At 68.6% G+C, this 23,425-nt stretch carries 18 protein-coding genes; 6 read left to right on the top strand and 12 right to left on the bottom strand.

The genetic code is table 11. The features are described from left to right. The first annotated feature begins 1 nt into the window (after position 1). The 4 genes from AACL56_RS06120 to AACL56_RS06135 are packed head-to-tail and all read left to right on the top strand — an operon-like array spanning position 2 to position 6,063. Positions 2–1,429: a TolC family outer membrane protein gene (locus tag AACL56_RS06120; protein WP_339088932.1), complete on the top strand. Its 1,428-nt coding sequence runs from the start codon at positions 2–4 to the stop codon at positions 1,427–1,429. Further along, on the top strand, positions 1,426–3,552 hold the full coding sequence (locus AACL56_RS06125) for a type I secretion system permease/ATPase (protein ID WP_339088933.1): 2,127 nt from the start codon (positions 1,426–1,428) through the stop codon (positions 3,550–3,552). The genes AACL56_RS06120 and AACL56_RS06125 overlap by 4 nt, the downstream gene beginning before the upstream one ends. Next, the gene (locus AACL56_RS06130) at positions 3,539–4,774 is read left to right on the top strand and encodes an HlyD family type I secretion periplasmic adaptor subunit (protein ID WP_339088934.1); all 1,236 of its coding nucleotides are present in this window, start codon (positions 3,539–3,541) and stop codon (positions 4,772–4,774) included. The genes AACL56_RS06125 and AACL56_RS06130 overlap by 14 nt, the downstream gene beginning before the upstream one ends. A gap of 5 nt (positions 4,775–4,779) precedes the next feature. Continuing rightward, positions 4,780–6,063 carry a tetratricopeptide repeat protein gene (locus AACL56_RS06135; RefSeq protein ID WP_339088935.1) on the top strand — a complete coding sequence of 428 codons (1,284 nt, stop codon included), beginning with the start codon at positions 4,780–4,782 and terminating at the stop codon, positions 6,061–6,063. On the opposite strand, the gene AACL56_RS06140 is transcribed toward AACL56_RS06135, so the two are convergent. From AACL56_RS06140 to AACL56_RS06165, 6 genes are all read right to left on the bottom strand, one after another. Beyond that, entirely contained in the window at positions 6,060–6,473 is a 414-nt protein-coding gene (locus tag AACL56_RS06140; protein ID WP_339088936.1) for a hypothetical protein, read from the bottom strand. The genes AACL56_RS06135 and AACL56_RS06140 overlap by 4 nt on opposite strands. 283 nt (positions 6,474–6,756) lie before the next feature. Next, the gene (locus tag AACL56_RS06145; RefSeq protein WP_339088937.1) at positions 6,757–8,172 is read right to left on the bottom strand and encodes a coniferyl aldehyde dehydrogenase; all 1,416 of its coding nucleotides are present in this window, start codon (positions 8,170–8,172) and stop codon (positions 6,757–6,759) included. A gap of 5 nt (positions 8,173–8,177) precedes the next feature. Next, positions 8,178–9,038 carry an ammonia-dependent NAD(+) synthetase gene (gene nadE / locus AACL56_RS06150; protein WP_339088938.1) on the bottom strand — a complete coding sequence of 287 codons (861 nt, stop codon included), beginning with the start codon at positions 9,036–9,038 and terminating at the stop codon, positions 8,178–8,180. 334 nt (positions 9,039–9,372) lie between these two features. Further along, on the bottom strand, positions 9,373–10,548 hold the full coding sequence (locus AACL56_RS06155) for a phospholipase A (protein WP_339088939.1): 1,176 nt from the start codon (positions 10,546–10,548) through the stop codon (positions 9,373–9,375). Further along, positions 10,545–11,036, bottom strand: a complete 492-nt coding sequence (locus tag AACL56_RS06160; RefSeq protein WP_339088940.1) for a hypothetical protein — start codon at positions 11,034–11,036, stop codon at positions 10,545–10,547. The genes AACL56_RS06155 and AACL56_RS06160 overlap by 4 nt, the downstream gene beginning before the upstream one ends. Further along, positions 11,033–13,138 carry an ATP-dependent helicase gene (locus AACL56_RS06165; RefSeq protein WP_339088941.1) on the bottom strand — a complete coding sequence of 702 codons (2,106 nt, stop codon included), beginning with the start codon at positions 13,136–13,138 and terminating at the stop codon, positions 11,033–11,035. The genes AACL56_RS06160 and AACL56_RS06165 overlap by 4 nt, the downstream gene beginning before the upstream one ends. A 186-nt stretch (positions 13,139–13,324) precedes the next feature. On the opposite strand from AACL56_RS06165, the gene AACL56_RS06170 reads away from it, so the two are divergent. Continuing rightward, positions 13,325–14,344: an AEC family transporter gene (locus AACL56_RS06170; protein ID WP_339088942.1), complete on the top strand. Its 1,020-nt coding sequence runs from the start codon at positions 13,325–13,327 to the stop codon at positions 14,342–14,344. A 27-nt stretch (positions 14,345–14,371) separates the two neighbouring features. Here the strand turns inward: AACL56_RS06170 and AACL56_RS06175 are convergent, their stop codons facing one another. Further along, positions 14,372–15,049 (bottom strand): hypothetical protein, encoded by a 678-nt coding sequence (locus AACL56_RS06175; RefSeq protein WP_339088943.1) that lies wholly within the window; start codon positions 15,047–15,049, stop codon positions 14,372–14,374. A gap of 301 nt (positions 15,050–15,350) precedes the next feature. Here AACL56_RS06175 and AACL56_RS06180 point away from each other — a divergent pair, with 301 nt between their 5' ends. After that, a complete protein-coding gene (locus tag AACL56_RS06180) occupies positions 15,351–15,560 on the top strand; it encodes a hypothetical protein (RefSeq protein WP_339088944.1) in 210 nt (69 codons plus the stop codon). Between the two features lie 46 nt (positions 15,561–15,606). Here AACL56_RS06180 and AACL56_RS06185 read toward each other — a convergent pair whose 3' ends face one another. From AACL56_RS06185 to AACL56_RS06205, 5 genes are all read right to left on the bottom strand, one after another. Then, a complete protein-coding gene (locus AACL56_RS06185; RefSeq protein WP_339088945.1) occupies positions 15,607–16,536 on the bottom strand; it encodes a hypothetical protein in 930 nt (309 codons plus the stop codon). 37 nt (positions 16,537–16,573) lie between these two features. Beyond that, positions 16,574–18,649: a primosomal protein N' gene (locus AACL56_RS06190; protein WP_339092808.1), complete on the bottom strand. Its 2,076-nt coding sequence runs from the start codon at positions 18,647–18,649 to the stop codon at positions 16,574–16,576. A gap of 492 nt (positions 18,650–19,141) precedes the next feature. Then, complete coding sequence (gene hemE / locus AACL56_RS06195) at positions 19,142–20,266, bottom strand: uroporphyrinogen decarboxylase (RefSeq protein ID WP_339092809.1); 1,125 nt, start codon at positions 20,264–20,266, stop codon at positions 19,142–19,144. Between the two features lie 205 nt (positions 20,267–20,471). After that, entirely contained in the window at positions 20,472–20,906 is a 435-nt protein-coding gene (locus tag AACL56_RS06200) for a hypothetical protein (RefSeq protein ID WP_339088946.1), read from the bottom strand. 216 nt (positions 20,907–21,122) lie between these two features. Continuing rightward, the gene (locus AACL56_RS06205; RefSeq protein ID WP_339088947.1) at positions 21,123–23,417 is read right to left on the bottom strand and encodes a M23 family metallopeptidase; all 2,295 of its coding nucleotides are present in this window, start codon (positions 23,415–23,417) and stop codon (positions 21,123–21,125) included. Positions 23,418–23,425 lie beyond the last annotated feature (8 nt).

Raw genomic sequence — 23,425 nt, forward strand, 5'->3', positions numbered from 1 at the left:
GGTGAAGGCGCGCACCGCCCTCCATGCGCTCGCATGGCTGGCGCTGGCCGGCCAGGCCGGCCTGCCGGTCCTCGCGCAGGCCGACGACGGCGGCCTGAAGGTCGCGCGTCGGCTCGCTCCGAGTTCGCTGGCGAAGGAGCTCGACCTGCGCCCCGCGCGGCCGCTGCCCGAGGCGCCGCCCAGCACCCAACCACTGGAACTGAACGAGGCAGTGCGACAGGCGGTGGCGCGCCACCCGTCGATCTCCGACGCCATCGCCACGCTGGCGCAGCAGGCCGGCGGGGTGGACGTGGCGCGCGCGGGCTACTACCCGCAGGTGCGTGTGGGCGTGGGCGGCGGCACCAGCAACGCGCCGGCCGCGCAGGGCGGCAGCACCGGCACGGTGGCCTCGGCCTCCGTCTCGCAGATGCTCTACGACTTCGGCAAGGTCGACGGCGCGGTGGCGCAGTCGCAGGCGCTTGTGCGGCGCCAGCAGGCGGGCATCCTCAAGCAGATCGACGCGGTGGCGCAGCAGGCGGCCGAGGCCGTGGTGATGGCGCACCGCTACCAGTCGCTGCTGCAGATCGCGCAGGACCAGGTGCGCGCGGTGGAGGCGGTGCTCGAGACCGCGCGGCTGCGCGCCAACGCCGGGCTCAGCACGAAGGCCGATCCGATCCAGGCCGAGTCGCGCGTGGACAGCGCGCGCGCCAACATGCTGCAGGTGAAGTCGCAGCTCGCGCAGTGGCGCGAGCGCCTGGGCACGCTGCTCGGCCCCGGCGTGCCGCCGACGGTGGCGGCGCTGCCCGACGGCCTGGCGCGCACGCTGAGCGTGGAGGCGCCGACCGACACCAGCCTGCTGCCCGACGTGCTCGCGGCCGAGGCCGAGCGGCGCGCCGCCTCGGCGCAACTGGAGATCGCGCGGGCCAACCGCTATCCCACGCTCAGCGTGGACGCCTCCGTCAACAAGGCCATGGGCGGCATCAACCCCGCCACGCTGGAGCGCAACGGCACGTACCACACGGTCATGCTCAACCTCACCAGCGTGATCTACCAGGGCGGCGCGCTCGACGCGCAGGTGCGCGCCGCCAGCGCCGCCGAGGACGCGGCGCGCATGCGCATCGAGACCGCGCGGCTCAATGCCGTGGACCAGGCGCGCAACTACCGCGAGCAGGTCATCGGTGCGCAGGCGCGCCTGGGCGTGCTGGCCGACCGCCGCCGCAGCATCGTGGAGGCGCGCGACCTCTACCGCGAGCAGTACACGCTGGGCACGCGCTCCATCCTCGACCTGCTCAACGCCGAGCAGGAGATCTACCAGGCCGCCGCCGAGCAGGAGGCCGTGCTGCACGACCTCTGGGCCAGCCGCGTCGGCTACATCGGCGCCACGGGCCAGGCCCGCGCCTTCTACGGGCTGGACAACACCACGGTCCAGGGCATGGAGCTGCTGCCATGAACGCAAGGGAGCTTCCGCGCGCATACACGAGCTGGCTCGACGCCATGGTCTACGTGGCGCGGCACTACGGCATCGGCGCCTCGGAGGAAAGCGCGCGCGTCTCGCTGGCCTGGGAGCGCGGCGCCCCGCTGGACACGCTGCTCGACCACATGGCCCGCCAGCTCGGCCTGGCGCTGCGGCTGGACGCGTTCTCCGACGCGCAGCTCGATCCGTGGCGGCTGCCGCTGGTGGTGGAGTTCGACGACGGCGAGGTCGGCGTGGTGCGCACCGCCGACGGCAAGGGCCAGCTGGGCGTGCTGCTCGGCGGCGACCACGGCCTGGAGACCGCGGTGCCGGTGGAAGAGCTGCGCCGGCGTGCGCGGCGCGTGGCCATCCTGCGGCCGGAGACGGCGGTGCCGGACTCGCGGGTGGACGACTACATCAAGCCCTACGAGGCCAACTGGTTCTGGTCGATCGCGCTGCGCGACTGGCGCCGCTACGGCGACATCGTGCTGGCCTCGGTGTTCGCCAACGTGCTGGCGCTGTCGAGCATGGTGTTCTCGATGCAGATCTACGACCGCGTGGTGCCCGCGCAGTCGGAGTCCACGCTGTGGGTGCTGTTCGGCGGGGTGATGCTGGCGGTGGCCTTCGAGTTCGTGCTGCGCATGTCGCGCACCCACATCTCCGACGTGATCGGCAAGCGCGCCGACCTGAAGGTGTCCGACCTGGTGTTCGGCCATGCGCTGCGCGTGCGCAACGACGCGCGCTCCAGGTCCACCGGCTCGTTCATCGCGCAGGTGCGCGAGGTGGAGCAGGTGCGCGAGCTGCTCACCTCCACCACCATCGGCGCGGTGGCCGACCTGCCGTTCTTCGTGCTGTTCCTGGTGGTGCTGTGGATGGTGGCCGGCCCGCTGGCATGGGTGGCGCTGGCAGCGGTGCCGCTGCTGGTGATTCCGGGCCTGCTGGTGCAGAAGCCGCTCGCGCGCCTGGCCAACGAGGGCATGCGCGAGTCGGCGCTGCGCAACGCATTGCTGGTGGAGGCCGTCGAAGGCATCGAGGACATCAAGCTGATGCGGGCCGAGCCGCGCTTCCAGAACCAGTGGAACCACGCCAACGACGTGGCCGCCAGCGTGAGCATGCGCCAGCGCTTCCTCACCGGACTGCTCATGACGTGGACGCAGGAAGTGCAGGGCATCGTCTACGCGGTGGTGCTGCTGGCGGGCTGCTTCCTGGTGATGAAGGGCGACATGACCACCGGCGCGCTGGTGGGCTCGTCGATCCTCGCCTCGCGCATGATCTCGCCGCTGGCGCAGCTGTCGGGCGTGTTCGCGCGCTGGCAGCAGGCCAAGGTGGCGCGCGCCGGGCTCGACCAGCTCATGCAGCGCCCCGTGGACCAGCCCGAGCATGCGCGCCGCGTGCACGTGCCGGCGCTGAACGGCCACTACGCGCTCGCCAACGTGGAGTTCCGCTACGGCAAGGACGACAAGGCCCCGGCGCTCGCGCTGGCGCAGCTGCAGATCAAGGCTGGCGAGAAGATCGCGCTGCTCGGGCGCATGGGCGCGGGCAAGTCGACCCTGCTGCAGCTGCTCGCCGGGCTGCACGCGCCGCAGCGCGGCCATGTGTCGCTCGACGCGCTCGACCTGCGGCTGATCGACCCGGCCGACCTGCGGCGCGACATGGGCCTGCTCACGCAGAACGCGCGGCTGTTCCACGGCTCGATCCGCGAGAACGTCACCCTCGGCATGCCGATGGCCACCGACACGCAGGTGCTCGAGGCCATCGCGATGGCCGGCGCGTTGCCCTTCGTGCATTCGCGCGCCGAGGGACTCGACGACCTGATCCACGAGGGCGGGCTGGGCCTGTCGGGCGGCCAGCGCCAGGCGCTGCTGCTGGCGCGCACGCTGATCCGCCAGCCTTCCATCGTGCTGCTCGACGAGCCGACCGCGCATTTCGACGAGGTCACCGAGCGGCAGGTGATCGATGCTGTGGGTGAGTGGCTCGCGCCGCGCACGCTGGTGGTGGCCACGCACCGCATGCCGGTGCTGCAGTGGGTGGACCGCATCGTGGTGGTCGAGGGCGGCCGCATCGTGATGGACGGCTCGAAGGACCAGATTCTCGGAAAGCTCTCCCATGGCCACGCCTGACCTCGCGCACCAGCCTCCTGCCGCCGGCCCGCGCAGCGGCGCGAAGGCGGCCCGCGCCGACCAGCGCCGCTACGCGCCGGTGGAGCCGCCGCTGCCCCGCGCCTCGCTGGTGGTGTGGATCGTGGCGGCGCTGCTGGCCGCCATGCTCGCCTGGGCCTGGTACTTCAGGCTCGACGAGGTGTCCACCGGCACCGGCAAGGTGGTGCCGTCGTCGCGCGAGCAGATGATCCAGTCGCTGGAAGGCGGCATCCTGGTCGACCTCAAGGTGCGCGAGGGCGACATCGTCGCGGCGGGCCAGGTGCTCGCGCAGCTGGACCGCACCAAGACCGAGTCGACGGTGCAGGAAAGCGCCTCGCGCGTGCGCGCGGCGCTGGCCATGTCGGCGCGGCTCACGGCCGAGGTGGGCGGCACGCCGCTGGTGTTTCCGGCCGAGGTGCGCACCGAGCCCGACCTGGTGCGCACCGAGACGGCGCTCTACCAGTCGCGCCGCGAGCAGCTCGCCAGCAGCCTGGCCGGCGTGACGCAGGCGCTGGTGCTGATGCGCCGCGAACTCGCGCTGACCGAGCCGCTGGTGGCGCGCGGCGCGGCCAGCGACGTGGAGGTGCTGCGGCTGAAGCGGCAGATCAACGAGGCCGAGACCAAGGCCGCCGACCTGAAGAGCCAGTACTACGTGAAGGCGCGCGAGGACCTCGCCAAGGCCAATGCCGAGATCGAGGCGCAGCGCTCGGTGACGCGCGGGCGCTCCGATTCGCTCACGCGGCTGACCTTCGCCTCGCCGGTGCGCGGCATCGTGAAGGACATCGTCGTGACCACCGTGGGCGGCGTGCTGCCGCCCGGCGGCAAGCTCATGGAGATCGTGCCGCTGGACGAGAAGCTGCTGGTGGAGGCGCGCATCTCGCCGCGCGACGTGGCCTTCATCCACCCGGGGCAGGACGCCACGGTGAAGGTGACGGCCTACGACTATTCGATCTTCGGCGGCCTGCCGGGCAAGGTGACCACCATTTCGCCCGACACCATCCAGGACGACGTGAAGCGCGACGTGTACTACTACCGCGTGTACATCCGCACGGACGCGGACCACCTGAAGAACAAGGCCGGCGAGAACTTCCCGATCGTGCCCGGCATGATCGCCACGGTGGACATCCACACCGGCAGCAAGACCGTGCTCGACTACCTGCTGAAGCCGCTGAACAAGGCGCGCGAGGCACTGCGCGAAAGATGACGCGCATGGCGGCCCCCCACATTCGCGGCATCCAGCATCTTCCGCGGCGTGCGCCGGGCGTCACGCAGCAGGCGCTGGACTTCATGGGCCAGCGTTTCCGGGCCGCGTTCGCGCAGGGCGACTACGCGCAGGCGCTGAAGTTCGCCATGCAGGCCTGGCATGCCACGCACAGCCCGCAGCCGCTGGCCGACGTGGCGCTATGCCAGATGCGCCTGGGCCAGCCCCAGGAGGCCTACGACACCTACCGCCGCGCCATCCAGCACCTCAAGACCGCCAACACCTTCGACGGACTCGCGGAAGCGGCCGGACAGCTGGGCAAGCGCGAGGACGTGCGCGAGTACGGCACCGCGTCGCTGCGGCTGAAGATGCAGGAGGCCGCGCGCGAGCCCGCCGCCGCCGCCGCCACGTGCGACGGGCCGGTGCCTCCGCCGCCGTTCGACCCGGCCGCGCGCGAACGCAACCTGATCGCCTTCAGCCTGTTCGGCCGCGACCCGCGCTATTGCGAGATGGCGGTGCTGAACGTGCGCGCGGCGCGCACGCTGTTCCCGCAGTGGACCTGCCGTTTCTACGTCGACGGCTCCGTGCCGCCGCCCGTGCGCGAGCGGCTGCTGAAGGAGGGCGCGGCCGTCGTCGATGCGCAGGCCGCCGGCGGCGAGGGCCTGCCGGGCACCATGTGGCGCTTCCTGGCGCTGGATGACCCGGCGGTCGACCGCGTGCAGTTCCGCGACGCCGATGCGCTGCTGTCCACGCGCGACCAGGCGGCCGTGCAGGCCTGGTGCGCCTCGGGTTGCTGGTTCCACCTGATGCGCGACTACCCCTCGCACTCCGAACTGATGCTCGCCGGCCTGTGGGGCGCCTGCGGCGGCATGCTGGTGGACGTGGCGGGCGAGATGCGGGCCTACCTGGCGAGCAGGCCGTTCTCGGCGCGTTTCGCCGACCAGCACTTCCTGCGGCACCGCGTCTGGCAGGTGGCGCAGGCCAGCCTGCTGGCGCACGACGAGTGGTTCGACCTGCCCGGCAGCCAACCCTTTCCCGCGCATGCGCCGATGGCCGTGGACGCGCGCTACGCCCACGTGGGCGCGAACGTCGGCGCGCCCTCGATGCATGTGGCGCACGCCGCGCCCGACGGCACGCCCGTGAGCTGGACCCTGTACGACGCGCAGGGGCAGCCCGTGTGCGCCTACGACGCCGTCATTGCCGACAACGGCTTCACCGTGGGCATCCCTGCGCCGTATGCGGCCGAACTCGGTGCGGGCCGCTGGAAGGTCGTGACGCGGCGGGTGGGCTAACTGCCGGGCGCGGCGTGGCTCGGCCCTGTTGCTGTCGGGCCATCGCCGCTGGAGAGGTCTGCCACGTGATCGGCGGTTTGCGGCGACGTGCGGACAACACTTCGCAGCAGTTGGATCGTCGCGTCGGCTGCATCGATGCGGCGGTGCAGTTCATCGTTGACGAGCCGCATCAGCGCGCCCAGCTCCGAGCGCGTGGGAGGCATCTCTTCGGTGTCGTTCACATGCTGAGGAAGAACGAGTTTCTCGATGCATGCACTCACACAGTGGAGATTGCGCAGGTGCTCGATGTCGTCGCTCGCTTGCAAGGCAAGGGACTCGGGGTCGAGGTAAGAGGGGGCATGCTTCGACGTCGCGTCGGCGGCAGCGCTGGCGGCTTGAGGGAATGACGGGGCAAGAGCGGGGCTGGCCATGAGAGCCTCCAGAGGTTTCGGTTTGCAGAAACCGCCGCCTCCAACGCCAATCGAGGGCGGCAGCTCGACGGGTTGGCGTACCGGGAAACCACTTGCGTGAAACCGGCAGGGCGCGAGCCCTCCCGTCGAGCCGCCAAAAACTGGAGGCACGAACGACAAAGCCGCGGACCATGCGGGGTGACTGCGGCTTGTGTCGCAGTGATTTCAGCGGGACGCCAATCCCGATCACGTCGTGTCCGGACGTGACGGCTCAGTATATCGAGGGCCCCGGCCCGAGACCTGGCTAACGCAGCAGCAGCTTCATCATCCGCGCGAAGGTCTTGCCGTAGGGCGGGCGAAAGAGGCCGACGCCGTTGAAGGCCGACTGCCGGAAGATCGGCTTCATCTTCGAGAAGGTCTGGAAGCCGTGCTCGCCGTGGTACGAGCCCATGCCGCTCGCGCCGACGCCGCCGAAGGGCAGGTCGTCCTGCGCGACGTGCATCAGGGTCTCGTTGATCGACACGCCGCCGGCCACCGTGTCGTGCATCACGCGCTCGATGATGGCGCCGTCCTTCTCGAACAGGTAGAGCGCCAGGGGGCGCGGCCGTGCATTGACGTAGGCGATGGCTTCGCCGATATCGGCGTAGCCGAGCACCGGCAGCAGCGGGCCGAAGATTTCTTCCTGCATCACGCGCATGCCGTCGTTCATGCCGGTCAGCAGCACCGGCGGATAGCAGCGCGTGGCGGCGTCGGGCGGCGCGTCGGTCAAGGGGAGCGCCACGGCGCCCTGTTGCCGGGCCGCGGCTTCGAGTTCCTGCAGCCGCGCGAAGTGGCGCGGGCTCACGATGCTCGTGTAGTCTGCGTTGCCTGCCACGCCCGGGTACATCGCGGAGAACAGGCGGCGTGCGGTGTCCGCGAAGCGCTGCTGCTGGCCTTCGGGCAGCAGCACGTAGTCGGGCGCGATGCAGGTCTGGCCCGCGTTGAGCGTCTTGCCCACGAGGATGCGCTCGACGGCCTTCTCGAAGTTCGCGCCGGGGCCGATGATCGCGGGCGACTTGCCGCCGAGCTCCAGCGTCACCGGCGTGAGGTTCTCGCTGGCCGCGCGCATCACCTGGTGGCCGACGGCGGTCGAGCCGGTGAACAGCAGGTGGTCGAAGGGCAGGGCGGAGAAGGCGCGCGCGGCCTCGGCGTCGCCGTTGACCACCACGATCTCGTCGGCCGCGAAGGCCTTGCGCACCAGCGCGGCGAACAGCTCGGCGAAGCGCGGCGTGAACTCCGACTGCTTGACCATCACGCGGTTGCCCGCAGCCAGTGCGGCGGTCATCGGCCCCACGGCCAGGTAGAGCGGGTAGTTCCACGGCACCACGATGCCGACCACGCCCAGCGGCTGCGGCATGAGCCTCGACGACGCCGGCTTGAACCACAGGCCGGTGCTGCGGCGCTTCACGCGCATCCAGCGCCTGCCGTGGCGCAGCGCATGGTCGATGCCTTCGACCGAGGGGAACAGCTCGGCGAGCTCGGTCTCCTGCACCGCGCGGTTGTGGAAGTCGGCGCTGATGGCCGCGGCGATCGCCGCGCGGTTCGCCAGCATGAGCGCGCGCAGCCGCTCGAGCCGGTCGGCGCGCTCGGGCCAGGGCGGCGTGGGTGCGCGCAGGTTCGCGGCGCGCAGGGCATCGAAGCCCTGGCGCATGTCCTGTTGCGTCATGGCTTCGGGCGTCATGGGCTTCAGCCCGCGGTGCCGGGGGGCGCGGGTTCGACGGGCAGCGCGCGCTTGTGCGCGCTCTTGCGGTGCGTCGACAGGATGATCTCGCGGGCCCGCGCCGACACCGGCTTGCCCTCGAGGAAGTCGTCGATCTGCTCGTAGGTGACGCCGAACGCGTCCTCGTCGGGCTTGCCCGGCACCAGCGACTCGAGGTCGGCGGTAGGCACCTTGTAGACCAGTGCGTCGGGTGCGCCGAGCAGCTGCGCCACCGCGCGCACGCGGCGCTTGTTGAGGCCGGTGAGCGGCGTGATGTCGGCCGCGCCGTCGCCGAACTTGGTGAAAAAACCCATCAGCGCCTCGGCCGCATGGTCGGTGCCGATGACGATGCCGTCGTGCGCGCCGGCCACCGCGAACTGCGCGATCATGCGTTCGCGCGCCTTGATGTTGCCCAGCACGAAGTCCTCGTGCGCCGCGTCGCGGAACTTCAGGTCGCCGGCCTTCAGCGCGGCCAGCATGCCGTCGGCCGCAGGGCGGATGTCGACGGTGATCGTGCGGTCGGGCTTCATCACCGCGAGCGATGCCTGCGCCTCGGCCTCGTCCTTCTGCACGCCGTACGGCAGGCGCATCGCGATGAAGGTCGCCTCGTAGCCGGTGGCGCGCAGCTTCTCGACCGCGCGCTGCGCGAGGCAGCCGGCGGTGAGCGAATCGACGCCGCCGCTGATGCCGAGCACCAGCGTCTTCAGGCCGGTGCGCTTCAGGTAGTCGGCAAGGAAGTCGACGCGGCGCGCCAGCTCTTTCGCGGCGTCGAAGACGGGTGCGACATGCAGCGCCGCGATGATCTCGCGCTGCGTGTCGTCGGCGGGGGTGAGGGTGTCTTGGCTCATGAGAAGACCATTCTGCGTTCGATGGAGTCCCGCATCCTAGGCCAGAAACGCCGGGGAGCCGGGCTGCCGGGCCTCAGGTGCTGCCCCGGCAGGGCAAGGAGAAGCGACACGAAGTGCGCGAAGCCTGGGGGCGAGTCCAGGAACACCGAGGAACCGGCTTCGCCGGGCCTCGGGTGTTGCCCCCGGTAGGGGGAAGGAGCAGCGACACGAAGTGCGCGAATCCTGGGGGCGAGTCCAGGGACACCGAGGAACCGGCTTCGCCGGGCCTCGGGTGTTGCCCCCGGTAGGGGGAAGGAGCAGCGGACACGAAGTGCCGCGAAGCCTGGGGGCGAGCCTAGAAATCCACGAGGCTCAGGCCGATGCTCAGGACGGTGCGCTTGCGGTTGTAGTCGACCAGCGTATCGCCGTAGCCCGAGAACAGCTGCGTGTGGAAGCGCAGGTTGCTCTTGGTCGGGTCGCCGATGGCCTTGAGCCATTCGAGGCGGATCGAGCCGCGGCCGCTGTCGCGCAGGTTGTTGCGCACCGTCACGGCAAGCTGGTTCTCGCGGTTGAGGTTCCAGCGGCCGGTGACTTCCGCGCGGCCGATGTAGTCGGCGATGTCGGGGTTGTCGTCCTTCGCGGCATTCTCGGAAATCCGCTTCCAGATGCGGCCGGTGATGGTGAAGCGGTCGTCGAGCTCGGCGCCGCCCATCAGGTACACGCGGTTCCAGCTGCGCGACAGCGGCAGCGTCTGGCCGTTCGACTGGTGCACGATGCCCAGGCCCGCGTAGCGCCAGCGCCAGCCGCCCGGCAGCTTGAAGTCGGTCGGGTAGACATACATCAGCTCGGGTTCGTGGTCGGTGGTGCGGAAGGGCCGCGAGATCGCACCGTTGAACAGCTGCCAGGTCGACTGCTGGCTGTAGGCGAACCACAGCGAGTCCTTCTTGACCGGGTCGTTCTGCGTGAGCAGGCCCTGCGCCAGCTTGGTGCGCACCGACAGGCCGATGCGCATCTCGTTGGCCTGGTAGGCCACGGGGTCGGCGGTGTGGTCGGCCGAGGGCGAGGTGGGGGTGTCGGGCCGCTTCGTGGCGGCCGACACCGACACGTTGAGCGGGCGATAGCCGCGGAAGCCGAAGGTGCCGCAGTCGGTGGCGTTCTCGAGTTCCCAGAAGCGCGAGAGCGTCGAGTACTGGCGGTCGCGGCAGCCTTCGGTGGTGGCCACCGAGACCACGCGCGTGGCCGGAACGGCGCCGTCCACGGGCGGGGCCTGGGTGCTCGCGAGCACCGGCGGCGCCACCGGCACCGACACCGAAGGCAGCGTCTGCTGCTGCGCCCAGCGGTCGAAGCAGGCCAGCCGCGCCTCGTTGTTGGCGCCGAGCGCGGTGCACTGCTGCCAGGTGAGCTGCGCGTCGGCCAGCGGGCTCGCGGGCTTGTCGACGGCCTGCGCGTGCGCCGTGGCCGCGCCGCCCAGGCAGGCGGCCATGGCCGCCAGCGTGCCGAACCCGAAGTGATGAGGTCGTGTGCTCTTCATTGCTTTCCTTCCTGTGAGGCTGCCTTGCTCAGGACGAACGGGTGGACGCTCTCGTCCGCCGCGTTGCGCCATGTGCCCCTGAACTCCCGGCCGCACGAGCCGGCCTGGAGCTTGCCCGACCAGACGCCGCTGATGGCGCGCCCGTCGAGCGATTCGTCGATGGAGAGGGCGCCTTCGTCGTCGACGTCGCCGGCGAGCTGCGCCACGGTGGCCTTGCCCGCGCGGGACGCGTCGGGCGCGCCCCGGGTGATGGTGCCGCGCACGCCTTCGTAGTCGGGGTGCTTGCCGAGCTGCACCGCGGACACGGCGGGCAGACCGTCGAAGCGGGCTTCCCAGCGGCCGTAGAGCGCCTGCGGGGGCAGGTCGCGTGCGTCGGTGGGGCAGTCGGGGTTGCTGCCGCGAACGCCGCCGGGGCCGGCGGCACAGCCGGCCAGCAGTGCCGCACCGGCGAGCAGCGCGGCGGCGAGCGGGAGGCGGGCCGCGCTCATGGCGCTGCCGCGGCAGCCGCGGCCTTGGCCGCGCTGTCCTGCGCCTTGCGTGCGAACTCGGCGCGCAGCGCCTTGAGCTTCTCGCGCGGGTCTTCCTTGATGGTGGCCTTGTCCAGGCCCATCTCGGCGATGAAGCGGCTCGGCACGCAGGGCACCATCTCCCGGCCCTGCTTGCGCTTCTTGGTCCAGCTCACGGCCAGGCTGCGCTGCGCACGCGTGATGCCCACGTACATCAGGCGACGCTCTTCCTGAAGGCGCTGCAGCGTGTCGTCGCTCACCTTCTGCTGTCGTCCGTTGTCGTCGTCGAGCTTGAAGGGCAGCAGCCCTTCGCTCACGCCGATCAGCATCACGTGCGGCCACTCGAGGCCCTTGGAGGCGTGCAGCGTGGACAGCGTGACCACGTTCTGGTCCTGCTCGCGCTCGCTGATGGTCGACAGCAGCGAGATGGTCTGCGCCACCTCAAGCAGGCTCTTGCGCTCGGTCTCGATGTTGCTGTCGGCGCCCGATGTGTCGTCGAGCGCACCGCCGGCGCGCTGCGACATCCAGTCGACGAACTCCAGCACGTTCGACCAGCGCGATGCCGCGGCGGCCTCGCTGTCCTCGCCGTCGTACAGGTGCTTCTCGTAGTCGATCTCCTTCAGCCAGTCGAGCATGAAGGCGCGCGAGTCTTCCGCGCCCATGGTGCGGCGCGCGCGGTATTCGAGATCGTTGATGTAGCGGCCGAACTCGTGGATGCCCTCGAGCGTGCGCTTGGGCATCACGCTCGGCAGCGAGGGGCTGAACAGCGCCTCGAACAGGCTGAGCTTGTACTGGCTCGCGAAGGTGCCGAGGCTCGCCAGCGTGGTGTGGCCGATGCCGCGCTTGGGCGTGGTGATGGCGCGCAGGAACGCCGGGTCGTCGTCGTTGTTGACCCACAGCCGGAACCAGCCGCAGAGGTCCTTGATCTCGGCGCGGTCGAAGAAGCTCTGCCCGCCCGACACCTTGTACGGGATCTGCGCCTTGCGCAGCGCCTGCTCGAACACGCGCGCCTGGTGGTTGGCGCGGTACAGGATGGCGAAGTCGCGGAACTCCTTGTACTGCTTGCCCTGCGTGAGCGCGTCGCCCGCGCGGATGCTGACGATGCGCGCCACCGCGCGCTCGGCCTCGTGCACCTCGCTGTCGGCATCGACGATGCGCACCGGTTCGCCTTCGCCGAGCTCGGAGAACAGCGTCTTCGGGAACAGCTTGGGGTTGGGGCCGATCACGTTGTTGGCCGCGCGCAGGATGGCGCTGGTGGAGCGGTAGTTCTGCTCGAGCTTGATGACCTTCAGCGTCGGGTAGTCGACCGGCAGCTTGCGCAGGTTGTCGAGCGTGGCGCCCCGCCAGCCGTAGATCGACTGGTCGTCGTCGCCCACCGCGGTGAACTGGCCCTTCTCGCCGGCCAGCGCCTTCAGCACTTCGTACTGGGTGGCGTTGGTGTCCTGGTATTCGTCCACCAGGATGTGGCCCAGCGCGGCCTGCCACTTGGCGCGCACCTCGGGAAAATCGTGAAGCAGCTTCAGCGGCATGCCGATCAGGTCGTCGAAGTCGACGCTCTGGTAGGCCTGCAGGCGCTCTTCGTAGCGCGCCATGATCTTGGCCGTGATGCGCTCGTTGTCGTCGGCGGCCTGGGCCTCGGCCTGCGCTGCGTTCAGGCCCATGTTCTTCCACTTGCTGATGGTCCACTGCCAGATGCGCGCGGTCGCCGCGTCGGTGGTGCCGCCGGCGTCCTTCAGGATCTTGGTGACGTCGTCGGCATCGAGGATGCTGAATGCGGGCTTCAGACCGAGCACTCCGCCGTCTTCGCGCATCATGCGCACGCCCAGCGCGTGGAAGGTGCAGACGACGACCTTGCGCGCGTCCTTGCCGATCAGGTCCTTGGCGCGCTCGCGCATTTCCGCGGCGGCCTTGTTGGTGAAGGTGATGGCCGCGATGCGCTGCGGCGCAAGACCGGCCTGGATGAGGCGGCCGATCTTGTGAGTGATCACCCGCGTCTTGCCCGAGCCTGCGCCTGCAAGCACCAGGCAGGGACCGTGCATGTAGTTGACAGCTTCCTGCTGCGCGAGATTGAGACCGTGAGACATGGGGGATGGCGAAACCGGAAGTCGCCGCGCGGAACCGCGGGCGAAAAAGCGTGAAAGCGCGCAATGATACGGGGACGGCTCGAGCCGGCGATGTAGGCCGTGCACCCCTCCATGCGGCTTCTGCAGCCCCTGCGTGGCCGGCGGGTCGCCTCGGCGAGACCCTGCCGGAAACACGACAATCGGCAGGTGCTGCCTGTATTCCTTGTTACCTTCCCTTTCTTCGCGTTAATCGCCGCAGGGTACGCCGCCGCACGTGGGCGCATCCTCCCGCTGGACGCGATTCCCGGTCTCAATACCTTCGTGCTGTATTTCGCGCTGCCGTGCATGCTGCTGCGCTTCGGCGCGGGCACGCCCATCGGCCAGCTGCTGGACGGCAGCGTCGCACTGGTCTGGGGCGTGTGCGCGCTGGCGGTGGTGGCGGGCGTAGTGATGTTCACGCGCAATGCGCGCGTCGGCTGGAACGACGCCGCCTTCGGCGCGCTGGTGGCCGCATTTCCGAACACCGGCTTCATGGGCGTGCCGCTGCTGGTGGCCATTCTCGGGGCGCAGGCCGCGGGTCCGATGATCATCGCGATCGCCTTCGACATGGTGGTGACCTCGTCGCTGTGCATCGCGCTGTCCCGGCTCGACGGCGCCGCCGGCGCGGGGCGGCAGGGCGCCTCGTTGGCGGCGCGCAAGGCGCTGCGCGGCATCCTGGTGAACCCGATGCCGTGGTCGATCCTGCTGGGCGTGCTGCTGTCGGCTGCGCGCTGGCCACTGCCGGGCCCGATCGAAAAAACCATCGCCATGCTGGCCGATGCCGCCTCGCCGGTGGCGCTCTTCACCATCGGCGCGGTGCTGGCGCGTTCGGCACTGCTGGCGCGCGAGCACGGCGCCAGCGAGGCGGTGGCGCAGGCGATGGGCACCGGTTTGAAGGCTGCGCCCCGGGCGCCTTGGGCCGACGTGCTGCCGGTGGTGGCCGTGAAGCTGCTTGTGCATCCGCTGCTGGTGTGGGGCCTCGGGCTCGGCGCCATCGCGGCGGGGCTGGCGCTGTCGCATGCCGCGCTGGCGACGATCGTGCTGGTCGCCGCATTGCCCAGCGCGAGCAACGTGTCGATGCTGGCCGAGCGCTTCGGCGCGGACAACGGGCGCATCGCCCGCATCATTCTCTGGACGACCGCGGTGGCCTTCTTCAGCTTCCCGCTGGCGGTGGGACTGCTGAAGTGAGCGGGCCGGGCCGGCGACGCGGCTGGGTCAGGGCGTGAGCACGCCGAGCTTGTAGGGGTCCGCGTCGGGCAGGCGCTCGCACTTGGAGAAGTCGCGGCCCTGCGTGCCGTCGCAGTAGTAGGTGTTGTAGACGCGGCCGAAGAGCGTCGGGCTCGCGGTGAAGAGAACGCCGTGGTCGGGTTGCCAGTTGTCCTTCATCAGTTCCCGGGATGCCGGCGCGGCGCCGGCTTCGGCCGGCTTGGCGGCGGCCAGCGTCGTCGCGCCGGAGGCGGAACCGGGCGAGGGTGTGAAGTCGGCCAGCGTCTTGTGCGCCTCGTCGCCGCGCCAGCGCACCGCGAGCTCGGCCGCCGTGGGTCGCGCCGCCACCGGCAGCAGGATGCCGTTGACCTGTCCGCCGTAGCCGAAGCGGTGCGTCCGCCCCGCGAGGAAGGCATAGGCGCAGGCGGCCATGCACTGGCCGCGCACCTCGGTCTGCACGCCGCTCGCGCGAATGGCGTCTGCGTAGGCGCCCGCCGCCTCGGCGGTGCCGCCGAACGAATCCTCGAAAACCACCGTGTGCACAGTGCCGCTGGAAAGCTGTTCGGTGAACTCCTTGACGGCGCTGCCGTCGAGCATGCCCGAGACCAGCAGCCGGCTGCCTTGCACCGCCAGCTCGGCCGCGCGAGCCGGTGGTACGGCAGCAATGCCCGCGACCGCGCAGAGCATTGCTGCGACGGACAGAACCCAACCAGACACGAACGGCGGTTTCATGGCGACCTTTGCAAAGCTGGACTCGCGGCACCCGAAGGATGGCGTGCGAGCAGGCTTGGAACGCGAAACCCGCGGCGAGTTCGCGCCGTTACAGCTTGTGCAGCGGCAGGGGATGCGTCAACTGTTTTTTCACAAAATTTCGGGTAGGCCGGGCAGGCCGTACGGCATAGGGGCCGCTACCACTTCAGGTGAATGCTTGTGTTTGCAGAACCGCTGGTACAGTAGTCCCAAGTCAAAGATGTGAATGGGGCGCGCGATGGCAATTCTGGTTCGCATCCTGGTGTGGGTGACCTGGCTCGCAGGAGTCGGGTGGTTGTGGCAAGCCGGCAAGTTCGGCACGGCCACTGCGATAGCGCTCGGGGCGCTGAGTCTCGTGGTGTTCGCCTGGCCGGCGAGCGTGGCGCGGCGAAGGCACAACGAACTGCGCTATGTCGACATGGGCAAGGAGCCCACGGGCTACCACTGATAGATATCGCGGTGTCCTGTAGAGGCACGGCTCCGGGCCGGTCCGGTCATGAGCCCGGCTTTTCCTGCAGGCGCTGGAATTCGTGGCGCTTCATCGTGATGTATTCGGCGCGGTCCATCTCGTGCAGCTGCTGCGCGTACTGCTCGGTGGCATCGAACCACGCGCCCAGGCGCTGCTCGAGCTGGCCCGGCGCGGGCGCATCGAGGTAGCTGTCGATCGCGAGGTAGTACCGCATGGTGTTGCGCTCGACCACGCCGCGCACGCCGCCGATGTAACCCTCGCCCTGGTCCTTGCGAGTGAACCCGACCTTGTCGCTGCCCAGCGTCGCCAGGTAGCCCTTCATCGCGATTTGCGCGGCCACGCCGTAGGCGTAGGCATAGCCCAGGTGCACGGCGGTCTTGCCGCCCTCGGCCGGCGTGGCCTCGAGCCTGATGCTGTAGTCGCGCGTGGACAGCGGGCCGGTGGCCGCGCTCAGGCGCACGTCGAGGTAGTCCGCTTCGGCTTTCGAGAGCATGAATGCGAAATCGATCTTCTGCGCGTCGGACAGCGGCTGGTCGAACTTGCGGCCTACCGCCAACGCGACCGTTGCGCCGCCGTTCGTGACGGCGCAGTGCTTGGTGTTGAGGTGCAGCATCAGCACCTGGCACCATGCGGCGGGCTCGCGCAGCGCGCCGCTCACGCGTGCGAAGGGATGGTCGACCAGCGCATACACATCGCCGCTCAGGCGGTCTGCCGCTTCCCTCGATTCGAGCGTCAGCGGTCGCCTGAACGCATTGCGCGCCAGCTGCGGCTTGAGGGTCTCGAGCTTGGCGCGCAGCGCGTCGGCATCGCCGGACGATGGCGCCGGCTGTTGCGCTAGCGCCGCGAAGGACGCAAGCACCGCAGCCACGGCCAGCAGCCAGCCGAGGCCGGTGCGATGAAAAGTGCGAGCGAACCTGGCGGAACTGGCGGAACGGATTTCCATGGTGCGGACCATGATCGTCCTCTTCGCGCCGCCGTGCAGGACAACCGGCTCAGATGCTGTGCGGATCGACGTCGACGAGCCAGCGGATCACGCCCTTGCCCTCGGGCGTGCGTCGCAGTTCGTGCAGCAGCGGCTGCCAGCCTGCGAGCAGCCGCTGAAGGGCCGCGCGGGAGGGGCTTTCGATGAGCATCTGCGCGCGCTCGACGTTGGCCACGCGCTGGATCGCCAGGGGCACGGCGGGGTAGCGCGTTACCACGTCGGCGCCGGGCAGCGCCTCGGCCTGGTCGGCGGCGATGTTCAGGAAGGCCTGCGCCACCGACTGCTCGCGGGCGTCGGCGCGCAGCAGCGCCTGGAATGCGAAGGGCGGCATGGCCGCGGCACGGCGCTCGTCGAGCTGCTGCTGCGCGAAGGCGGCGTAGTCGTGCTTGCGCAGTGCCATGAACAGCGGGTGCTGCGCATGGTGCGTCTGGATCCACATCTCGGCCTTGGCGCCTTGCGCCGCCAGGTAGGCGGCGTCGCGGCCCGCGCGGCCGGCCGATTGCATCAGCAGGCTGAACAGGCGCTCGGGCGCGCGGAAGTCGCTCGAGAACAGCGCGCCGTCGGGATTCACCGCCGCCACCAGCGTGATGCGACGGAAGTCGTGACCCTTGGCGATCATCTGCGTGCCGACCAGCACGTCGACCTCGCCAGCGTGCACCGCCGCGAGCTGCGACTCGAGCGCACCCTGCTTCTTCGTGCTGTCGGCATCGATGCGCGCGATGCGCACCGGGCTGCCGTCCGGGTGCTTCACCGTGGCGAAGAGTTCGGCCAGGTGTTCCTCCAGCCGCTCGGTGCCGCGGCCCACGGGCGCGATGTCGGGGTTGCCGCAGGCGGGACAGGCGCGCGGCACGCGTTCCGTGAAACCGCAATGGTGGCAGCGCAAGGTGCGGTCGATCTTGTGGAACACGCGGTAGGCGCTGCAGTGCGGGCACTCGCTCTTCCAGCCGCAGTCGCCGCAGGCCAGCACTGGCGCATAGCCGCGCCGGTTCAGGAAGATCATGCTCTGCTCGCCGCGCGCGATGCGCTGGCCGATGGCATCGAGCAGCGCGCCCGAAATCACGGTCTTGGGCGGCTGCAGGTTCATGTCGACCAGGCGCACCGCCGGCAGTTCGCCCGCACCGATGCGCGACGGCATGGCCAGCCGCACGTAGCGCCCGCCCGGGTCTTCGCCCTCGGCGGGCCGGCTCTGGTGCCAGCTCTCGAGCGACGGCGTGGCGGAGCCGAGGATCACCTTGGCCTTTTCGCGCTGGCCGCGCCACACGGCGAGGTCGCGCGCGGAATAACGGGCGCCTTCCTGCTGCTTGTAGCTCGGGTCGTGTTCCTCGTCGACCACGATCAGCTTCAGCGCCGGGATCGACGCGAACACCGCCATGCGGGTGCCCAGCACGATGCGCGCTGCGCCGCCGTGCGCCGCCAGCCAGCTCGCCAGCCGCTGCGGGTTGGTCATGCCGCTGTGCAGCGACACCACCGCCTCGTCGCCGAACCGGGCCTTGAAGCGGGCCTCGAGCTGCGGCGTGAGGTTGATCTCGGGCACCATCACCAGCGCCTGGGCGTCGGGATCGCGCGCCAGCAGGTCGGCCACGCAGCGCAGGTACACCTCGGTCTTGCCGCTGCCGGTGCTGCCGACCAGCAGGAAGGTGCCGGTTTCAGCGTCGATCCGCGCCAACGCCGCCGTTTGCTCTGCGCTGAGTGCTATCAGGTTCGACGATTCGGCGGTCTCGGCCACCGGCCCCGCCGTCGTCCTGCGCTTGAGCCGGCGAGCCAGTTGGGTGGTCGTCAGGTCGCGCAACTGCGGCGGCAGCGCGGCCAGCGCGATCTCGCCGATCGAGCGCTGGTAATAGCGCGCGGCAAAGGCCACGAGGTTGCGCCAGGCCTCGCCGAGCGGGTCGAGCGCATCCAGCGCGGACCCCACGGGCCTGAGGGCCATGTCGGGCTCGGCGCCCTCCAGCGACACAGGCTCGTTCCACACCACGCCCAGCACCTCGCGCTTGCCGAGCGGCACCCGCACCAACGTGCCGGGCGGCATCGGCTCGGCGCTGGCGTAGCTCAGCAGGTCGCCCAACGCGGCATGCGCGGGCGTCTGCACCGCGATGTCGAGACGCCAGGGAAGCGCCGGCGGACGACCGTTCGTCGGCTGGGACGGCTCGTCGAGGGGAAGGGCGGCGGTGGAAATGGTTGACCTTCTTGGCAAGGGTTGTTAATGCGACTTGGAGCAAGGCCACTTAAGTCGTTGATTTTCCAGAGCTTTGAAATCGATCCAGAGTTTCTGTGGATAACTTTGTTGACAAGCGGGCCTCGCAGGCCGCGAAGCCTTGAAAATCAAGGCTTCCGCTGAAATGCCCGGAAAAAAAGCAAAGTTCAAATCCTATATAAATCAACGACTTAGCGGCGCTATTGCTTTGTGAGCAAACGAGGCGGTGGCCTTGACAATCTTGCGCAGTGCAGCACGTGTTTTGTGCATAAGTCGGGACCGATATACCGTTTTTGCACTTGACAAACCGCCGAGGACCGGTTTTTCGGCGGCGGCGCGCGGCGCCCGGCCGGCGCCCGCCAGCCCGCTGCAGGTGACAGTTTTGAATCAGCTGCGCGCGGTGCGCATCGCGCGCGAACGGTCGTGCACCGCCTGCACCAGCGCCGCCACATGGTCGGGCGGCGTGAACTGGCTGATGCCGTGGCCCAGGTTGAAGATGTGGGTTGGCCCCGACGTCGTGCGGTCGGCGTGCGGCGCGCCGAAGGCCTGCAGCACCTTGGCGACTTCGGCCTCGATCTGCGCGGGCGGCGCGAACAGCACGTTCGGGTCGATGTTGCCCTGCAGCGCTTTCGCCTTGCCGTCGGTGCCCTCGGCGACCTGTCTGCGTGCCGATGCCAGGTTCACGGTCCAGTCGACGCCGAGCACCTCGCAGTCGAGTGCGCGCATGGCGTCGAGCCACAGCCCGCCGCCCTTGGTGAACACGATGCGCGGCACCGGCTGGCCGTCGGCGCCGTTGCGCTTCAGGCCTGCCAGCACGCGGGCCGTGTAGGCGAGGCTGAATTCCTGGAATGCGCCATCGGCCAGCACGCCGCCCCAGCTGTCGAAGATCATCACGGCCTGTGCGCCGGCGTCGATCTGCGCGTTGAGGTACGCGGCCACCGAGTCGGCATTCACCGCGAGCACGCGGTGCATGAGGTCAGGGCGGCCGTACAGCATGCTCTTCACCAGCCGGTAGTCGCTGGAGCCTGCGCCCTCGACCATGTAGCAGGCCAGCGTCCATGGGCTGCCGGAGAAGCCGATCAGCGGCACGCGGCCGTCGAGCGCCTTGCGGATCGAGGCCACCGCGTCGAACACGTATCGCAGCTTCTGCATGTCCGGGATTTCCAGCGCCGCCACGGCCGCTTCGTCGCGCACCGGACGTGCAAAGCGCGGGCCTTCACCGGCTTCGAACGACAGGCCCAGGCCCATCGCGTCCGGCACGGTCAGGATGTCGGAAAACAGGATCGCCGCGTCGAGGGGGTAGCGCGCGAGCGGCTGCAGCGTGACCTCGGTGGCGTAGTCGGTGTTGGTCGCCAGCCCCATGAAGCTTCCGGCATTGGCGCGGGTGGCCACGTATTCAGGAAGGTAGCGGCCGGCCTGTCGCATCAGCCAGACGGGCGTGTGATCGGTGGCCTGGCGCCAGCAGGCTCGCAGGAAGGTGTCGTTTTCAGGGGGCGAAGGGCATCGCGCGATTGTCGCAGGGGTGTGTCCGGCGGGCTGTTTCCGGACGCAGCGGTCGGCGCGGCGGGGAGGCGGCGGGCTGATCGCAGAGTGCCCAGGTCATCAGCCTCGCCATTGGCAATCGTGATGAGGCCGCGATGCCAAGACAGCACGAGCGACGCACTCATCCTCAGCGAGCCCGAGCACGGTCCACGCGTATCTTGGCGCCGGCCGCAGCTCAGTCCACGAACTCGATGCTGCGAAGAGCGTCGAGCGTACGGGCGGTGCGATCGCCTCTGGGACCGTCCTGCTTCTTGCCCATGAGTCCCTCGCCGCAAAGGGCCGTTGGCGGATGGACGACGCAAAACGACAAGAGGATGGGGCCCCTGCCTTGCGCGCTCCTGGCGGACTCGCTCGGGATGTAGCCGTCGTCCGTTTGTGTGCGATCGACGATGGCAAAGCCGTCCGCGTTGCGGGTCGCCAGTTGGATCAGCTTGTACTGTGCGTGGTACCAGCGGTCAAGCCAACGTTGCGCACTTGAGGTTTCCGCATTTTCGAATATTCGACTCCAATCCAGGACCCACCGCTTGGTGTATGGCTGCACTGTCGCGATGCCGTAGAACCCGACGCGGCTGTCTTCGCTTGAAATGCAGCTTAACTTCAGGCCGTCCAATGGATTTGCGTGGTGAGCGGAGGAGGCAGTGCTGCTGCCGTCAGGCAGTCCTGCAATCCGGATCCTGCAACCGGGTCCGGCATCGACCTCATGAAATACCACAGGCTGAGCTGCGGCCGTGCTCGCCATCGAGAGCGCGGAAAAAGTGAGAAGGAGCAACCTGACCGTAAGGCGTATCCGCCGAACAGATCGTTCGCATGGCCGGCGTTTCATCCGCTACCTTCTTGGCACGTTGGTATCCGGAAACTCAAGCGCGACATGGCCTGTCGAATCCTCGAATTTCGCTTCTGTCAGCACTGCCAATGCGTAGCCGTAGGCGATGCATCGGGCATCGAATCCGTTGATGCCCGTGTAGTTCGTTCTGTTCATTGCACCTGGCAGGTTGATTGCAGCCGACGCTCTCCAGAACGTAGGACTGCGGTAGTACGCCTTGGCGCCTTGGTCGGTTTGAATCGGAACTCGCGTCAGCACGTGGGCGGCATCGGCTTCCCGGGACATATTGTTCTTGGCCCAGTAGTAGCCTGCGCTGTCGGATGGCGCGAGGTTGTCTTCCGCTGTTTGCGAACCGGGCGCCGAGCCTGCCTCGACGTTTGAGCGCCAACCCAGCATTTCCTGAGTGAGTGCCGTAAAGCAAGCATCCTGAAGGCCTGCGTTGCTGCGAGCTGCGACAGATGTGCCCGCGACTGCCTGGTATGCCGACACGAGAGCGGCCCGCAAGGGCTCTGGGACGGAGCGTCCCCGATACCTCCAGTAGTCGATGTAGTTGCCCGGATTGGTTAGCTGCAGGAAGCCGCGTCCGTACCAAGGTGCATACCAGAGCGTCGAACCCGCAGCTTCTCCCAGAAGGGCCCACCACTGTGTTTCCTGTACTGAGTTGCCGAAGAATGTTGCTCTTCGCAAGGGGTTGTCGATTCCCCACTTGCGCATTGCAACGTTTAACGGATGCCGGTGATTGGCGATGATGGTGTTTCTTGCACCGTTGAGCCGAATCGGTTCCCAAAGCAGGCCGCGTTTCCTGTCAAGCCGCATGGCATTTTGTGGAAGCAGTTGCTTGAACTCCTTCTCGCTGAGCCAGGCACACTTTCTGAATTGCCTGATGAACTCGCGCGGATGAAAGTGCCAGTGCTTGATGGTCAACCTCGCCTTGTCCTCATCGGGCAGTTCTTCCCAGAAGCAAAGCTTTTGCGCAAAGTCTGTCATCTCGGTGAAGTCGGTTTCATCCTCCAAGGGATACGGCATATAGGGATTGCCAGTCTTTCGTGTCCATAGCCAGCGGGTCCGCACCTCGCTCCTGGCCCATTCCGTCGGGAACTTGCAGATGGTCTTGGCCAGGTTCTCCTGGACAACTGGATCGCAAAGATTTCGCATGCGTTCAACTGCCCGGACCTTAGGCATTGGTTCTGCCGTTGCGCTTGCTGGGGCATTCGCCTGCGGTGGTGGGGCAAGAATTTTGTCGATCAACCTGGAGTCGCAGCGGCTGTCGTCGTCGCCAATGTCGTCATCGATCAGTTTCCATCCTCGCCAATGAGGAAAGTCTGCGTCGCTGAACTTCAGCGAGACTGACGAGTTCAGATCGATCCAAACCCCACCGGGCTGGCCGGGCAGGATTGCTTTTCTCCAGTGAGGTGCATAAGGTGGGAGCGGATCAACACCCAAATTGCGTCCAAAGCGCAACAACTCGATCCATCCGCTGGGGCTTGAACCGGTTGGCGCGCGCTGGTGACGTACCCCAGCCTCGAGATACAGGTTGTATTCGGCATTCGCCTCGACGACGCGGCCGACCTCCTTGCCATCAAGCAGACACGTTGTCACGATGGCATCGCCGGCATACTGAATTTCGATGATCAGGTCATCCGCCCCCGAATATCCAGCGGGCGCAGGAGGTACGCCGACGGGCTGCACGCTGTAGTACGGGCTTCTTGCAGGCACGAGCACATGGAGGTTTCCGAAGACCGCATCGCTTCGACCGTCGCGGCTCAGGTCGAGGTTGCCCGTGCTTCGCCCCACGAGATTCCGGACGTCCGCATCGCCCGCGACGATCTCCAGGTGGATGCGGTCGCCCTGTCCGTGAATGAAGCCCGCCAACCCCAGGCGGTCCTTGCGGTGGATCGGGCTGCCGACGGCCGGCAGGCCGGCGTCGTGCCGCAGGTGCTGGGTGATGGAGTAGTACACGACGGTGACCGGTGTGGTTCCCTGGGCGCCGATTTCCGTCGTGTGGCGGATCACGACGCAGCCCGTCGAATGATCTTCGTTGTCGTAGCGGGCGATGCCGCTGCCGGCCTTGCCCGCGACGGCACCGTCACGCCTGAAGATGACGACGCCATCGGCGATGGCACGCACGGGTTCGGTGTTCGTGGGGGCATGAATGTGGATGCCGCCATGCCACGCCATGGCCTGGCTCACGGGGTATGCGCCGCTGCCGACGATGCCGCCGGGCATGACATTGCGGATGCATGTGTCATCGTAGACAGGAATCTCGGCCAACGAGAGAAAGGGAGGGCTGATGATCATTCGAAAGC

It is taken from the genome of Variovorax paradoxus (assembly GCF_902712855.1).
Classification (GTDB): domain Bacteria; phylum Pseudomonadota; class Gammaproteobacteria; order Burkholderiales; family Burkholderiaceae_C; genus Variovorax; species Variovorax paradoxus_Q.

Bases quoted from the DNA above. Each gene is read 5' to 3' on its own strand.
- AACL56_RS06125 (WP_339088933.1), top strand. From the start codon at position 1,426: ATGAACGCAAGGGAGCTTCCGCGCGCATACACGAGCTGGCTCGACGCC.
- AACL56_RS06130 (WP_339088934.1), top strand. From the start codon at position 3,539: ATGGCCACGCCTGACCTCGCGCACCAGCCTCCTGCCGCCGGCCCGCGC.
- AACL56_RS06135 (WP_339088935.1), top strand. From the start codon at position 4,780: ATGGCGGCCCCCCACATTCGCGGCATCCAGCATCTTCCGCGGCGTGCG.
- AACL56_RS06140 (WP_339088936.1), bottom strand. From the start codon at position 6,473: ATGGCCAGCCCCGCTCTTGCCCCGTCATTCCCTCAAGCCGCCAGCGCT.
- AACL56_RS06145 (WP_339088937.1), bottom strand. From the start codon at position 8,172: ATGACGCCCGAAGCCATGACGCAACAGGACATGCGCCAGGGCTTCGAT.
- nadE (WP_339088938.1), bottom strand. From the start codon at position 9,038: ATGAGCCAAGACACCCTCACCCCCGCCGACGACACGCAGCGCGAGATC.
- AACL56_RS06155 (WP_339088939.1), bottom strand. From the start codon at position 10,548: ATGAAGAGCACACGACCTCATCACTTCGGGTTCGGCACGCTGGCGGCC.
- AACL56_RS06160 (WP_339088940.1), bottom strand. From the start codon at position 11,036: ATGAGCGCGGCCCGCCTCCCGCTCGCCGCCGCGCTGCTCGCCGGTGCG.
- AACL56_RS06165 (WP_339088941.1), bottom strand. From the start codon at position 13,138: ATGTCTCACGGTCTCAATCTCGCGCAGCAGGAAGCTGTCAACTACATG.
- AACL56_RS06175 (WP_339088943.1), bottom strand. From the start codon at position 15,049: ATGCTCTGCGCGGTCGCGGGCATTGCTGCCGTACCACCGGCTCGCGCG.
- AACL56_RS06180 (WP_339088944.1), top strand. From the start codon at position 15,351: ATGGCAATTCTGGTTCGCATCCTGGTGTGGGTGACCTGGCTCGCAGGA.
- AACL56_RS06185 (WP_339088945.1), bottom strand. From the start codon at position 16,536: ATGGTCCGCACCATGGAAATCCGTTCCGCCAGTTCCGCCAGGTTCGCT.
- AACL56_RS06205 (WP_339088947.1), bottom strand. From the start codon at position 23,417: ATGATCATCAGCCCTCCCTTTCTCTCGTTGGCCGAGATTCCTGTCTAC.